This is a genomic window from Wolbachia endosymbiont (group B) of Eupithecia inturbata, assembly GCF_964030915.1.
Lineage (GTDB): Bacteria > Pseudomonadota > Alphaproteobacteria > Rickettsiales > Anaplasmataceae > Wolbachia.
In genome coordinates, this window is record NZ_OZ034987.1 from 1,200,648 (window position 1) to 1,212,979 (window position 12,332).

General features: G+C 34.1%; 14 protein-coding genes, 1 tRNA gene and 1 pseudogene. 11 read left to right on the forward strand and 5 right to left on the reverse strand.

The genetic code is table 11. The features are described 5' to 3' along the window. Positions 1 to 235 precede the first annotated feature (235 nt). The 6 genes from ACQH21_RS05715 (at position 236) to fmt (ending at position 4,427) form a co-directional block, all read left to right on the forward strand. Entirely contained in the window at positions 236 to 1,126 is an 891-nt protein-coding gene (locus ACQH21_RS05715) for a hypothetical protein (RefSeq protein ID WP_425384062.1), read from the forward strand. 289 nt (positions 1,127 to 1,415) lie between these two features. Continuing rightward, the gene (locus ACQH21_RS05720; protein ID WP_264374978.1) at positions 1,416 to 2,177 is read left to right on the forward strand and encodes a hypothetical protein; all 762 of its coding nucleotides are present in this window, start codon (positions 1,416 to 1,418) and stop codon (positions 2,175 to 2,177) included. Positions 2,178 to 2,388: 211 nt separating this feature from the next. Beyond that, positions 2,389 to 2,832 (forward strand): PAS domain-containing protein, encoded by a 444-nt coding sequence (locus tag ACQH21_RS05725; RefSeq protein ID WP_007302082.1) that lies wholly within the window; start codon positions 2,389 to 2,391, stop codon positions 2,830 to 2,832. Between the two features lie 98 nt (positions 2,833 to 2,930). After that, complete coding sequence (rpmI, locus tag ACQH21_RS05730; protein WP_010402777.1) at positions 2,931 to 3,137, forward strand: 50S ribosomal protein L35; 207 nt, start codon at positions 2,931 to 2,933, stop codon at positions 3,135 to 3,137. A gap of 21 nt (positions 3,138 to 3,158) precedes the next feature. Beyond that, on the forward strand, positions 3,159 to 3,515 hold the full coding sequence (rplT, locus tag ACQH21_RS05735; protein ID WP_063630562.1) for a 50S ribosomal protein L20: 357 nt from the start codon (positions 3,159 to 3,161) through the stop codon (positions 3,513 to 3,515). 12 nt (positions 3,516 to 3,527) lie between these two features. Then, on the forward strand, positions 3,528 to 4,427 hold the full coding sequence (gene fmt, locus ACQH21_RS05740; RefSeq protein WP_064085375.1) for a methionyl-tRNA formyltransferase: 900 nt from the start codon (positions 3,528 to 3,530) through the stop codon (positions 4,425 to 4,427). An 87-nt stretch (positions 4,428 to 4,514) separates the two neighbouring features. On the opposite strand, the pseudogene ACQH21_RS05745 reads toward fmt, so the two are convergent. Then, positions 4,515 to 4,670: pseudogene (locus tag ACQH21_RS05745) on the reverse strand (WPE palindromic element domain-containing protein); the annotation flags it as partial. Positions 4,671 to 4,822: 152 nt separating this feature from the next. Here ACQH21_RS05745 and purH point away from each other — a divergent pair. Then, positions 4,823 to 6,343, forward strand: coding sequence for a bifunctional phosphoribosylaminoimidazolecarboxamide formyltransferase/IMP cyclohydrolase (gene purH, locus ACQH21_RS05750; protein ID WP_006013536.1), 1,521 nt, complete (start codon positions 4,823 to 4,825; stop codon positions 6,341 to 6,343). Between the two features lie 476 nt (positions 6,344 to 6,819). Further along, a tRNA-Asn gene (locus ACQH21_RS05755) sits at positions 6,820 to 6,891 on the forward strand. An 86-nt stretch (positions 6,892 to 6,977) separates the two neighbouring features. Here the strand turns inward: ACQH21_RS05755 and ACQH21_RS05760 are convergent. Next, on the reverse strand, positions 6,978 to 7,367 hold the full coding sequence (locus tag ACQH21_RS05760; protein WP_425384063.1) for a hypothetical protein: 390 nt from the start codon (positions 7,365 to 7,367) through the stop codon (positions 6,978 to 6,980). Further along, complete coding sequence (locus tag ACQH21_RS05765) at positions 7,279 to 7,713, reverse strand: hypothetical protein (protein ID WP_425384064.1); 435 nt, start codon at positions 7,711 to 7,713, stop codon at positions 7,279 to 7,281. The genes ACQH21_RS05760 and ACQH21_RS05765 overlap by 89 nt, the downstream gene beginning before the upstream one ends. Before the next feature lie 195 nt (positions 7,714 to 7,908). Here ACQH21_RS05765 and gpmI point away from each other — a divergent pair, with 195 nt between their 5' ends. Further along, the gene (gpmI, locus tag ACQH21_RS05770) at positions 7,909 to 9,417 is read left to right on the forward strand and encodes a 2,3-bisphosphoglycerate-independent phosphoglycerate mutase (protein ID WP_425384065.1); all 1,509 of its coding nucleotides are present in this window, start codon (positions 7,909 to 7,911) and stop codon (positions 9,415 to 9,417) included. Here the strand turns inward: gpmI and ACQH21_RS05775 are convergent. Then, positions 9,412 to 10,179, reverse strand: a complete 768-nt coding sequence (locus tag ACQH21_RS05775) for a hypothetical protein (RefSeq protein ID WP_425384066.1) — start codon at positions 10,177 to 10,179, stop codon at positions 9,412 to 9,414. The two genes, gpmI and ACQH21_RS05775, sit on opposite strands and share 6 nt — an antisense overlap. 31 nt (positions 10,180 to 10,210) lie before the next feature. Then, complete coding sequence (gene fabD / locus ACQH21_RS05780; RefSeq protein ID WP_425384548.1) at positions 10,211 to 11,179, reverse strand: ACP S-malonyltransferase; 969 nt, start codon at positions 11,177 to 11,179, stop codon at positions 10,211 to 10,213. Between the two features lie 125 nt (positions 11,180 to 11,304). Between fabD and rpmE the strand changes: the two genes are divergently transcribed. Together rpmE and ACQH21_RS05790 are read left to right on the forward strand one after the other, a co-directional pair. After that, complete coding sequence (rpmE, locus tag ACQH21_RS05785) at positions 11,305 to 11,517, forward strand: 50S ribosomal protein L31 (RefSeq protein ID WP_006013575.1); 213 nt, start codon at positions 11,305 to 11,307, stop codon at positions 11,515 to 11,517. A gap of 21 nt (positions 11,518 to 11,538) precedes the next feature. Further along, complete coding sequence (locus tag ACQH21_RS05790) at positions 11,539 to 12,324, forward strand: NAD kinase (RefSeq protein ID WP_425384067.1); 786 nt, start codon at positions 11,539 to 11,541, stop codon at positions 12,322 to 12,324. The last annotated feature ends 8 nt before the right edge of the window (positions 12,325 to 12,332 follow it).

A 12,332-nucleotide genomic window follows, 5' to 3' on the forward strand; every position in this document is an offset into this window, starting at 1 on the left:
TCAATTTATCAATCTAAATATTAATATATACATTACTTAGTATAATAAAGGTAACTTTTACATAAAAATTTTAATAAAAAGATATAGGTTTAAATATTTTATCCACTAACATAGAGAAGTATTTGTTAATTCAAATAATACTTTTATTAATTCATTTAAGGAGTGTGAAATGCCAAAAAAATTCCAAAACACTAAGAATAGCATGCGAAAGAGAGAAACAACAAATAAGCAGGAGATGGATGGTCCAACAATTAGAATTGTATCTGACTTGGAAAGTATAAAACAAAACAGAAGAGTAGAATTTTTAATTAAAGGAGAGAATTTAACAGTAAAAGACCTCTCTATATCTTCTAGAGCAGCTGAGATAGGCTTGGTTACAGGAATAGTAAATTCAATAGACATTCCTCAAGCAATTCGTGAATCGACAATAGATGGAATTATTTTAGGTCTTAAGAGTGGAGAAATAGAAAAAGGTAAAGAATATAATTATAGAGAATTTAAGAAAATATATCTAAAAAACCTTGTAGATGAATTGGGTAAGGATAGTTCAAAAAAGCTAAAAGAAAGAACTGATGAAAATAGCCAATTGAGAGAATCTACTACTGAAGAAATTGATTATCAGATGCAGGAAGATGTAACTATCGAATCAGCTTCTTTAACAAAACAAGAATTCGATTTTGCATCAAGCAAAGTAACTACTAAAGAGATTAATGACGTAATAAATGAAATAGAAGAATCAAATGCTAGTTATGGAATTACTCCTGAAGATATAAGTAGTGTTTCCCGTTTTGATAGTAATTCACAAGAAGTGTTAGATCATTCTATATTTAATAGCACAGATGTGGAAGGGCCTAAATTACCCGAAATAAATGGAGGACAGTATATAGGAATAGCAGGGATTGCTGGTGGTATATTGGGTGGAGTGCTAGCAGTAGCTTTTGCAGGATTAGGATACTTTGTATGGCATAGAAAAAATAGGGAAGGTAGCTACGATGTTAAAAAAGCGATGAAAAACCTTCCTGAACAAGCTCAACTTGAGCATTCCGGATCTACATCAGAAATAGAATCTTTGCTCAGCAATGCTACATCGGTAGCACATCTATCTTCTCAGATTAGTGTCGAGTAAGATTCCAGAGTTTGATGGCACAACAGTGCCATCAACTTAGCTCTTACAGCACTTATATGCTCTGGAACCAAAGGAGAAGAAATTTTCCTGTCTTACAAAAAATTTTATAACTCTTTCTCTAATTTTATATCGTTTTTACTAAGGTATAATAAATTGCAATGAGAAATTCAGATATTAATATATGTATTATTTAGTATAATAAAAATATAAAAATCTTAGTGAAAAGATGTGGACTTAAATAATTTATCTTTTATACATAAGGAAATATTGGTCAGCTTGGGGGTCATATATGTCAAGAAGATTTAAAAATACTGTAGGAAAAAAAAGATCAATCAATAAGGAAAAAAGGAATAGATGGATTAGTATTGAATCAGAATTGCGAGATGTAGAACAAAACAGAACAATATATTTTCTATTGGGAGGAGGTGATTTAAAACTTAAGTATGTATGTATGCTTGACGATACATCTTATCGTATTCTTGTTGCTGAAGGAGAAATAGTGCATGCAGAAAATCCAAAAGTGATGATTGATGATATTGTTTCTGATCTCAAGAGTGGAAAAATACGAAGTTATAAAAGATATAATGCCAAAGAGTTTTATGAAAAGTATCTCAAAGAGTTTTTGAGTAATGAGAACTTGCAAAAGCTGGAAGCTGGTGATATTGAAAATACAACAGCAGAACTACCAAACTTAAAACAAGTAATGGAAGAAATGAAAAAATCAAACGCTAGCAATGGAATTACAATGCGAAATATAGAAAGTGTTCAAAATACGACGAATATTTTGGGTAATCCTATGATTCATGATACAAACTTGAGAGAGTTTAAATTATTGGAAACACCTTCAAACGAGAAAAATAATATAGTGTTCACAGTAGGTATGTTAGCAGTAACAGTAGCTTTGGTAGCAGCTATCGCAGCAGCTGTACCATTTAAATGTTGGTTTTATAATAGAAAAAATAAAAGCCATAGTAGTGCTAAGGAAGAAACTCCATCTAGTTATTTATTAAGTGCAATAACTTTAGAAAGTGGAACTAATTCTATTCGTTAGCCAAAATATTGCAAAAATAGAATTTTTTTATTATTTTTTTACAGTTTCCTCATTTAATAATTTTTATGCTCTAATTATTATACTTAATTTATCATTACCTGTTGTGTAAACAGGATGAGAATTTTCAATAATCTACATCCTTTAGTAAGAAAAAATCAATACATTCACGATAAATTTACCTCATATCTGTGTTTTATATGTGGAATTTCGAATGGAAAATTATGCAGGCAAAGAAAGAAGAATAGTGAATATAGTTACTCAACATTGGAGTGATATAAAAGGATCAGATAGAGAATGGCCAGAAAGACATGAAATAGACACTGCAGAAATCATGGAGTCATGGCAGCATTGTTTTATCATTGAAGTTAAAGATCGAGGTTATATTTGTGAAAATGCAGGAGAAAAAGCTATTGAATTCTATGGTTTTGAAAAAAAGATGTACATCGATGATAAGTATGCAATTGATGCACCATTTTTGCGGCTATATAAAATAGATGCAGTTATTGATAAACTTGAGACTGTAATAGAGAGTAAATGCTCAATTAACGAAGAGGAAGAAAGTGAAAGTGTTAAAATGAGGCAAGTATTGTTGCCAATTGGAGATAAAGAAGGTATAACACATATACTGGGTGTGATTACATTCAAGCTGCTTTAAAATACAATTTTAATTTGATTTTTTAATAAAGTTATCTATACTCATACTTAATTACTAATAAAGAACTAAATAGTGGTGTTTGTAAATTTGTTTAGAATATGACGAAAATAAAATTAAAAACCAAATCTTCTGTCAAAAAGCGCTTTCACCTTACAGCTAAGGGTAAAGTCATCTCTACTCAGTCAGGTAAAAGACATGGTATGGTAAAGAGAAGTAAATCTAATATTCGTAATCAGCGTGGTACGACGATTCTTAGTAAATCTGACTCGCGTATAGTTAAGCTTTATATGCCTTATGGTATTTAACAAAATGGAGGTAAAATAAAAATGGCTCGAGTAAAACGTGGAGTCACTACTCATGCTCGTCATAAAAAAATATTGAAACTAGCAAAGGGTTATAGAGGACGGGCAAAAAATTGTTATAGAATTGCATTACAAAGAGTTGAAAAAGCACTCCAATATGCTTACAGAGACAGAAGAACCTGTAAACGTGATTTTCGTGGTTTGTGGATAATACGTATTAATGCAGCAGTAAGAGAACATGGACTTACTTACGGTAGATTTATGCATGGTCTTAAACTTGCTGAAATTGATTTAAATAGGAAAATTCTTGCTGAGATGGCTGTTAATCATAAGGATGATTTTGCTAAATTAATAGAAATTGTAAATAGTAAGTTAGCTTAAAGCAAAAACACCATGAGAATTATTTTCATGGGGTCACCGGAGTTTGCTGTTGGTGCGTTAAACTTACTATTGAAATTACAGAGTGAAATAGTAGCAGTATATACCAAAGCTCCAAAACCTTCTGGACGTGGGCAGAGGTTAACAAAATCCCCAGTACACATCGTTGCTGAAAAAAGTGACATAGAGGTATGCACTCCTGCCTCTTTAAAATCTTCGATAGAGCAAGAAAAGTTTGGAAATTTTAAGCCAGACGTTGCAGTTGTTGCTGCGTATGGATTGATACTTCCAAAAGAAATTTTAAATATTCCCAAATATGGTTGTATTAATATTCATCCATCATTGCTGCCTAGGTGGCGCGGTGCAGCTCCGATACAGCACACAATTTTAGCCGGAGATCAAGAAACCGGAGTTAGCATTATGCAGCTAGATGAAGGATTAGATTCTGGCCCTATTTTAAAACAGAAAAAATTTCTTATTGAAAAAAGCGATAATTATAAGACGTTGTATGATAAATTGTCTGAATTAGGTAGTGATTTACTGCTGAAAGTACTAAACGAAATTGAAAAGCAAGTTCCCTTAAAACAGAGCGATAACGATGCGTGTTATGCTGACAAAGTAAAAGACTATAAAATTTACGCAAGTGACGCCTGTGAAATTGCTTATAGAAAGGTTAAAGCATTTTATCCAAAAGCATTCATTAAGGTAGAGAATAAACGTATCAAGATACTTGATGCTGAATTTGAAGCCTTCACTTCAGGACAAGGTGAGATCATTAATGATAATATGCATATAAGTTTAAAAGGTGGTACTTTAATTCCTAAAGTTGTACAAATGGAAGGAAGAAATCCTTGCGATATTAAAGATTTTGTTCGTGGCTTAAAATCAAGTTTAACAAAAAAATTTATAGAATAGACTACTTTGAAAGGAGGGTGAGGAGAGCTAAAGCAACTTCTACAATTTGGTATTCCGCTGCTTGTTAGCGGAATCTACAACAAGATACCGCGTTTTGGTGTACGAACATTGCAATTTGCAGGTAATTTGAGTAGTAGATGGTGTCATTCCAGTGCTTGACACTGGAATCCAGTTTCTATTGTACAGCCACCTGGTGTGCTCATTTAAAGTGAAGTTTTCTGGATCCCAGTGTCTGGGGACTGGGATGACATCTTTCTTGGTCTCTTGTATCACAATGTTCGTACAGCTATGTGCTTGTTAGCGGAATCTACAACGAGATACCGCAGTGGTATGACGTAGTAGCTATATATAGACAAATTTTCTTTTCTTAGATATAATCTTAAGAAACCTTCCATATGAAAATTAAAAGAGCTTTAATATCAGTATACGATAAGACAAATATAATTGAACTTGCATCGTTTTTGATGCAGCAACAAATAGAAATTCTCTCAACAGGGAATACTTATAAAGTGCTATCAGGTGCGGGAATAAAAACGCAAGAAGTTTCAGATTACACACAATTTCCAGAAATACTAGATGGCAGAGTGAAAACTTTACATCCTAAAATTCATGGAGGAATACTCTGTGATCGAAAAAGGCACGAAAAGGAAATGCAGAATCTAGAAATTAAGCCGATAGATCTGCTTATAACTAACTTATATCCATTTTGGAAAACGGTTAATAGCAACTCAAGTGAGAAGCAAATCATAGAACAAATAGATATAGGTGGAGTAGCATTAATTAGAGCTACAGCAAAAAACTTTCATTTCACTTCAGTGATTTCTAGCATTCAAGATTACGAAACACTGAAAGCTGAGATGATCAAAAATAACAATCAGACAACATTAGAATATAGAAAACATCTAGCAACTAAAGCATTTGCTCTGACTGCACAGTATGATTCTAATATTTACAATTGGTTTTTATCACAGGGTAAAAGCAATGAGTTACCAGAGTTTTTTACTTTATATGGATGTAAAGCACAAGGACTCAGATATGGTGAAAATCCTCATCAAAAAGCTGCATTTTATAGCAATCAATTTAGCAAGTATCCACTGGAGAAAATACATGGAAAAGAGTTGAGCTATAATAATATAGTCGACATAGAGTCTGCACTTAACATAATTTCTGAGTTTCAAGAACCTGCAGCAGTGATAATAAAGCACAATAATCCATGTGGCGCTGCTGTTAGTGATAGTGCTTTAAAAGCATATGAAAAAGCTCTATCATGTGATGAAATAAGCAGTTTTGGTGGAATAGTTGCTTTCAATCGGGAGATAGATTTAAAGCTAGCAGAGAAATTAAACGAGATATTTTTGGAAGTGGTGATAGCACCATCGGTAAACAATGAGGCACTAAAAATTTTACAAAAAAAGAAAAATTTAAGAGTGATTATTCATCAATCTCTTCAGCAAAATGCAAAATATCAAATCAAAAATGTTGTTGGCGGGTTCTTAGTGCAAGAAAATAATAACCATACAGTAAAAGTAGAAGAAATAAACCGAGTGACAGAATGCACTACAACAAAAAAAGAGAAGGAAGATCTTATTTTTGCTTGGAAAATATGTAAACATGTAAAATCCAATGCAATAGTGATAGCAAAAGACGGTTGTGCTATTGGCATCGGTGCAGGACAAACAAGCAGAATAGATAGTGTGAATATTGCAGTAAAAAAAGCAGGTGAAAAATGTAAAGGCGCAGCGCTTGCTTCGGATGCATTTTTTCCATTTCCAGATAGTATAGTAGAAAGTGCAAAGCATGGAATTACAGCTATAATTCAGCCAGGTGGCTCATTGAAAGATCAAGACGTGATAGCAGCTGCAAATGAGAATAAAATTGCCATGTTTTTCACTGATGTTCGTAACTTTCTCCATTAAGCTTTGTATCCTGTCAAAATTATACCCACACAGGGCTTTGTTGCATAGCAGCTTATAGGTATGAAAATTGTAGTAAATTTATGTAGTTACTTTAAACTCAACTACACCTATCTGTAATTGTAAGCTGTACTCTTGAGCTCCTGATGCGATTTATAGCAAATCCTAAAATGCCTTGCTGTTTTTCCTTATAGACATTCAGCTTACCTTGTACATTAGTCTATCTGGATGACATTTTACTTTTTCTAGAATATAATAATTCCCTAGAAATTACCCTACTCAATTCTATTGTACCTTGTTTAACATTGAAACATGAGTCTGGAATCTAGAAATTTTTTAAGAACAAAAGTTATTCTAAGTTTTTGTTGGTAAGAAAAACTGGATTACAGCTCCATGCACTGGAATGATATCTAGGTCTAAAGTCTACATAAAAATCGTTTACAATCGGCGTTCAATGTGATAAGTTGAAAGCAGTTTATTCCTCGGTAGCTCAGTGGTAGAGCAGTTGGCTGTTAACCAATTGGTCGCTGGTTCGAATCCGGCCCGGGGAGCACTATTTTATACAATCTGTACATTTCACTTTTAGCCCAAAATTCACTACTTTTTTTTGTCTATTAAACAGACAAAACGTGTGAAGTTATATAGGTTTAAAGCCTTTACTGTCAAAATGCAAAGATGTCTGCGCTTCACTTAGCTTGCTATCTGGCTCCTCTCCTATTTTTCTTTTATTACATTTCCTTTTTAATTGAGGAAGGACATTTTTTGGCAATGTTTCATCAATACTGCAATAATTGTAAATGAGCGAAGTAAGACGCACCAAATTTCCACTCGCAAAAGTCTGTATATCTCTGTAATTAATGCTGTTATCATATACTTTAAGTGTAATAAGATTTTTAAGATTTCCACTTGCTAAAGCCTCTGCACCTTCATTACTGATTTCATTCCATCCTAAACTCAGTAAAGTAAGCTTTTGAAGGTTTCCACTTGCTAAAGCTTTTGGCCCCCCTATCGCCAATTTTATTATCATATAATTTAAGCTCAGTAAGACTTGTAAGATTTCCACTGGCTAAAGCCTCTACACCTTCATCACCAATTTCGTTTCCTCCTAAATCAAGCGAAGTAAGATTTATAAGATTCCCGCTTGCTAAAATCTTTGCACCTTCTGTACCAACATAACTGCAACTTAGATCAAGTGAAGTAAGATGAGAAAGCTGAGCTAATTCTTTTATAACCTCATAATTAATTTTTGAACATCGTAAAATAAGTCTTGTAATGTTTGTATTGCTTTTTAAAAAGTTTACTAATCTATCAACATTAATTATAGCACCTGATGTTGCTAAAGTATTATCCTTTACATATTGACTATAACTCATTTGACCTCACTATTAAAGCTATGCAAGTGTTTTAGTAAACACTTCAGCAACTGTCAATCACTTTAATAAAATATTTTATGAAAAACTTCATATACCATTGCCTCCAAGCAGCTTTTTCTATCTCTTATTTTAACACAAAAGTTGTGAGAAGAGTTTGTTTTTGGTACCATTGAGGGTTTCGATGTTAACTTTTATATGAACTTTAAATCAGTCGTTTTATGTATACTAGATGGCTGGGGTAATGGAATAGAAAATAGTAAATACAATGCTATTAGCAATTCAAATCCACCTTGTTGGCAACATATTAGCTCTAATTATCCAAAGTGCAGTTTATCTGCCTGTGGAACTGATGTTGGATTACCAGAAGGCCAAATAGGCAATTCAGAAGTTGGTCACATGAATATTGGTAGCGGTAGAGTGGTAATGCAAAGCCTTCAGCGTATTAATCAAGCAATCGAAACGATAGAAAATAATGCAAATCTACAGAATTTTATTAATGATCTAAAAAGTAAGAATGGCATATGCCATATAATGGGATTGATATCAGATGGCGGTGTTCATTCGCATCAAAAGCACATTTCAGCTTTAGCAAACAAGATATCACAGCGCGGAATTAAAGTTGTAATACACGCATTTTTAGATGGCAGAGACACACTGCTAAATTCAGGGAAAAGATGCATTCAAGAATTTACAGAAAGCATAAAGGAAAATGATATAAGAATCGCCACTGTCTCTGGGCGTTATTATGCTATGGACCGTGATAATAGGTGGGAAAGAACAATTGAAGCTTATGAAGCCATCGCATTTGCAAAGGCGCCTCGTTATGATGATGCAGTATCGCTTATTGATGAAAATTACCAAAATAATATAACCGATGAATTTATCAGGCCCGCAATAATAGGAGATTATCAAGGTATAAAACCAGAAGATGGATTGCTATTGGCTAACTTTCGTGCTGATCGAATGATACAATTGGCAAGTATTTGTCTTGGTAAAGCAGGCTATACTGAAGTGGCAAAATTCTCTTCAATTTTAAGTATGATGCAATATAAAGCGAACTTAAAAATCCCTTATCTCTTTCCTCCTGAATCTTTTGCCAACACTTTGGGACAGATAATAGAAGACAATAAATTACGGCAACTGCGCATTGCAGAAACTGAGAAATATGCGCATGTGACTTTCTTTTTTAATTGTGGAAGAGAAGAACCTTTTTCTGGTGAAGAAAGAATACTAATTCCTTCACCAAAAGTTAAAACTTATGATTTGCAGCCTAAAATGTCAGCCTTTGAGCTCACAGAAGAGCTTGTAAAAAAAATTCATTCTCAAGAATTTGCGCTGATAGTTGTAAACTACGCTAACCCTGATATGGTGGGACACACAGGTAATATAAAAGCAGCCGAGCAAGCTGTGCTCGCTGTAGATGATTGCCTTGCAAAAGTACTCAGCGTTGTCAAAGAAGTTGGTAACACCGCACTCATTATTACAGCAGACCATGGCAATGTAGAATGTATGTTCGATGAAGAAAATAACACACCTCATACAGCACACACTCTAAACAAAGTTCCATTCATTATATCTTGTAACAATCTAAAACTAAGAGATGGAAAATTATCTGATATTGCCCCCACTATTTTACAGCTACTTGGGCTCAAAAAGCCAAACGAGATGACAGGTAGTTCGTTAGTGCGTTCCATGTTGCTATAACTCTATTGTTAAGGGTTGAGGAAATAAAACACTGTGTATAGAAGATAGCATATCTATTTGCTGCTCTAAATGATCATGCTCAGCTTCCACATTAGAGTACCGAATATTATTCTTCCCTACATATACAGATAAAGAACCATCATCTTCAACTGCTTTGTTATTTTGCAATACTATATTAAAAATTTCTTTCTGTTTTAAAGCATCGAACCAATCTTCAACTGTCGTATAGAAAAACTCACCCGTTCCACTTTCCGGACACACTTCTGGAGAAATCTTTAGCACATCATGAGAAAGTGGTGGGGGAAAATAGCTCTTGAATGAGTAGCTGGGAGAATTGTAGTTATTGTGCAGAGCGATAACGTGATCTTGACCAGGAAGTAAAAAATCTAAAATTCTTTCTGCAAAGTTTCTAACAGCTCTCAAAGCATCTTCTGAAACACTGCCAAACTCTCTTAAGCTAGCTTCTGCACCTACATCATCAAACATGCGATTGGGATCGAATTCATACCGCTCACCATTTAAGTAAAATTCTACATTACGCGGAGTACCATCACCATGAGTAATGTATAGAATTCTTCCACCAAACTGCTGGAGTATATGCTCACCAGCCCCTTTTGAAGTTACTTCATTTTGATGCACATTAATAAAATTGATCCCACTTGTATCGCTACTTTTAATAAAAAGCTTAACCGTGGTATCACCCAACGCTAGATCATATTCTTTAGTGTCGATGTTTGACATTCCGCTGCTATCAATAATCAAAGCAAAAAAATAGTACAAATTTTACTTTATGTTAGTTATAAGCTTTTATTTTTAAATTTTTTGCTGTCAACATTAATGATTCATCAAAGAAGCTATTAATATCACCAATACTATCTATATTTTTCACACTGATAGATTGGTCAATTCTTTTAACTAAATTGGATAAAACTTTGTTAGGGCCAACTTCAACAAACTTATTAGTGCCATGGCTTGTCATATATAAAACCATCTCTCTCCATCTTACTCTACTTACAACTTGCTTAGCGAGCAAAGCTCTTATGATCTCTGGATCACTTTCTTCCTTAGCTGTAACGTTTGATACAAAAGGAATCGAAGGGCGAGTTATGTTGATGCTTTTTAAAAATTCCAGAAGTTTTTCATCAGCAGGTTTCATAAAAGATGAGTGAAAAGGCCCACTAACTTGTAATTTTATCATTTTCTTGACACTTGAGTTTTTGAATAAATCAGGTAAGACCTCAAGAGCCTCTGCAGTACCACTCACCACTACCTGCCCACCACCATTATCGTTTGCAATTTCACAATCAATTTGAGCTGATTTTAATATACCTTCTACTTCACTTATTTCTGCTCCAAGTAGAGCAAACATTCCACCTTTGCATTTTAGTGAAGCTTCATGCATTGCTTCGCTACGAACTTTTAGCAATTTGACTGCAGACTCAAGCGTCAATGCCCCTGCAGCACACAGCGCTGTATACTCGCCAACTGAATGCCCACAAACATACTGAACGCTGTAAAGAGATTCACCAAATACGTGCTTCATAACACGTAGCGTTGCAATTGACACTGCCATTATAGCTGGCTGAGCGTTTTCCGTGATGGTTAATTTCTCAATAGGGCCATTGAAAATCAAATGAGACAGCTTTCTACCCAATATGTCATCTACTTCATCAAATACGTTCCTTGCAACTGAAAATTCATCATACAAGCTCTTTCCCATTCCTACAAATTGGGAGCCCTGACCAGGAAAAGCAAAAATCATAAAAAATTTTTCATTCTTCATTGAGAATACTACTTTATTTATTTTTTGTCAATATTTCACAATAATGATTGACCAAATGAACCAGATTCACTAAAATCTTAGCTGGTAAGAAATTTGTAAGAACAATGGCAGAAATCGATTATCACAAAGTTACTATAGTTATGACAGATGGTCAAGAGTTTGAAACTTATTCCACTTATGGAAAAGAAGGTCAAAGAATAAAGCTTGATAGAGATCCTCTTACTCATCCTGCATGGACTGGAAGTTTGACAAGCGGTTCAGGGGAGAAGGATAGTAAAATAGCTAAGTTTAATGATAAATACGGGAGTCTTTTTTAGTTCCTCCCCTCTTTATTTAACATGTATAAATATAAAAATGTAGGCTATATTCCTTCTTCGCTACCCAAGTCTCAGGAAGTATCTAAACTACTACAGAAACTCAATTTTATCAATATAGCAGAAGCAGGTAAGCATGAAGTTGATCTGCTGATAGTTGTTGGTGGCGATGGTTTTATGCTACGCACCCTACACAACTACGTCATAGGAAATAAAGATATACATGTGTATGGAATAAATACCGGTAACGTCGGATTTTTGATGAATAAATGCTTTGAAGATCTAATTGATCATATAGAACATGCAGTTCCTACTCAGCTAACTTTACTAAAAATGGAAGCCACAGACATAAGTGGCAAAAAACACCATTACATCGCAGTAAATGAAGTGTATGTCTTTAGAAATGCAAATCAAATAGTGGAGATGAATATTACCATTAATGATAAGCTAAAAGTAGAAAAATTCAGAGGAGATGGAATTATATTGTCTACCCCAACAGGTAGCACTGCATATAACTTCTCTGCCGGTGGGCCAATCTTACCACTTAATTCAAATTTACTTGCACTGACTTCCATCAATAGCTACTACCCAAGGCGTTGGAATGGAGCGTTAATCTCAAATGATACAATAGTGCAAATTGATATCAACGACGTGGAAAATCGTCCAGCACTTGTAGTATCAGATTACAAGGAATTTCACGACATATCGCAGGTAAAAATACAGAAAGATCACGAAAATACAGTCACTCTACTTTTTGACAAAGATTGCCCTTTGAATGAAAGGATCTTTGATCAGCAGTTCTTATACTAATATTTATT

Coding starts and splice junctions, on each gene's coding strand:
- ACQH21_RS05720 (WP_264374978.1), top strand. CDS start 1,416: ATGTCAAGAAGATTTAAAAATACTGTAGGAAAAAAAAGATCAATCAAT.
- rplT (WP_063630562.1), top strand. CDS start 3,159: ATGGCTCGAGTAAAACGTGGAGTCACTACTCATGCTCGTCATAAAAAA.
- ACQH21_RS05760 (WP_425384063.1), bottom strand. CDS start 7,367: ATGATAATAAAATTGGCGATAGGGGGGCCAAAAGCTTTAGCAAGTGGA.
- ACQH21_RS05790 (WP_425384067.1), top strand. CDS start 11,539: ATGTATAAATATAAAAATGTAGGCTATATTCCTTCTTCGCTACCCAAG.
- fmt (WP_064085375.1), top strand. CDS start 3,528: ATGAGAATTATTTTCATGGGGTCACCGGAGTTTGCTGTTGGTGCGTTA.
- gpmI (WP_425384065.1), top strand. CDS start 7,909: ATGAACTTTAAATCAGTCGTTTTATGTATACTAGATGGCTGGGGTAAT.
- fabD (WP_425384548.1), bottom strand. CDS start 11,179: ATGATTTTTGCTTTTCCTGGTCAGGGCTCCCAATTTGTAGGAATGGGA.
- ACQH21_RS05725 (WP_007302082.1), top strand. CDS start 2,389: ATGGAAAATTATGCAGGCAAAGAAAGAAGAATAGTGAATATAGTTACT.
- purH (WP_006013536.1), top strand. CDS start 4,823: ATGAAAATTAAAAGAGCTTTAATATCAGTATACGATAAGACAAATATA.
- rpmE (WP_006013575.1), top strand. CDS start 11,305: ATGGCAGAAATCGATTATCACAAAGTTACTATAGTTATGACAGATGGT.
- ACQH21_RS05765 (WP_425384064.1), bottom strand. CDS start 7,713: ATGAGTTATAGTCAATATGTAAAGGATAATACTTTAGCAACATCAGGT.
- ACQH21_RS05715 (WP_425384062.1), top strand. CDS start 236: ATGGATGGTCCAACAATTAGAATTGTATCTGACTTGGAAAGTATAAAA.
- rpmI (WP_010402777.1), top strand. CDS start 2,931: ATGACGAAAATAAAATTAAAAACCAAATCTTCTGTCAAAAAGCGCTTT.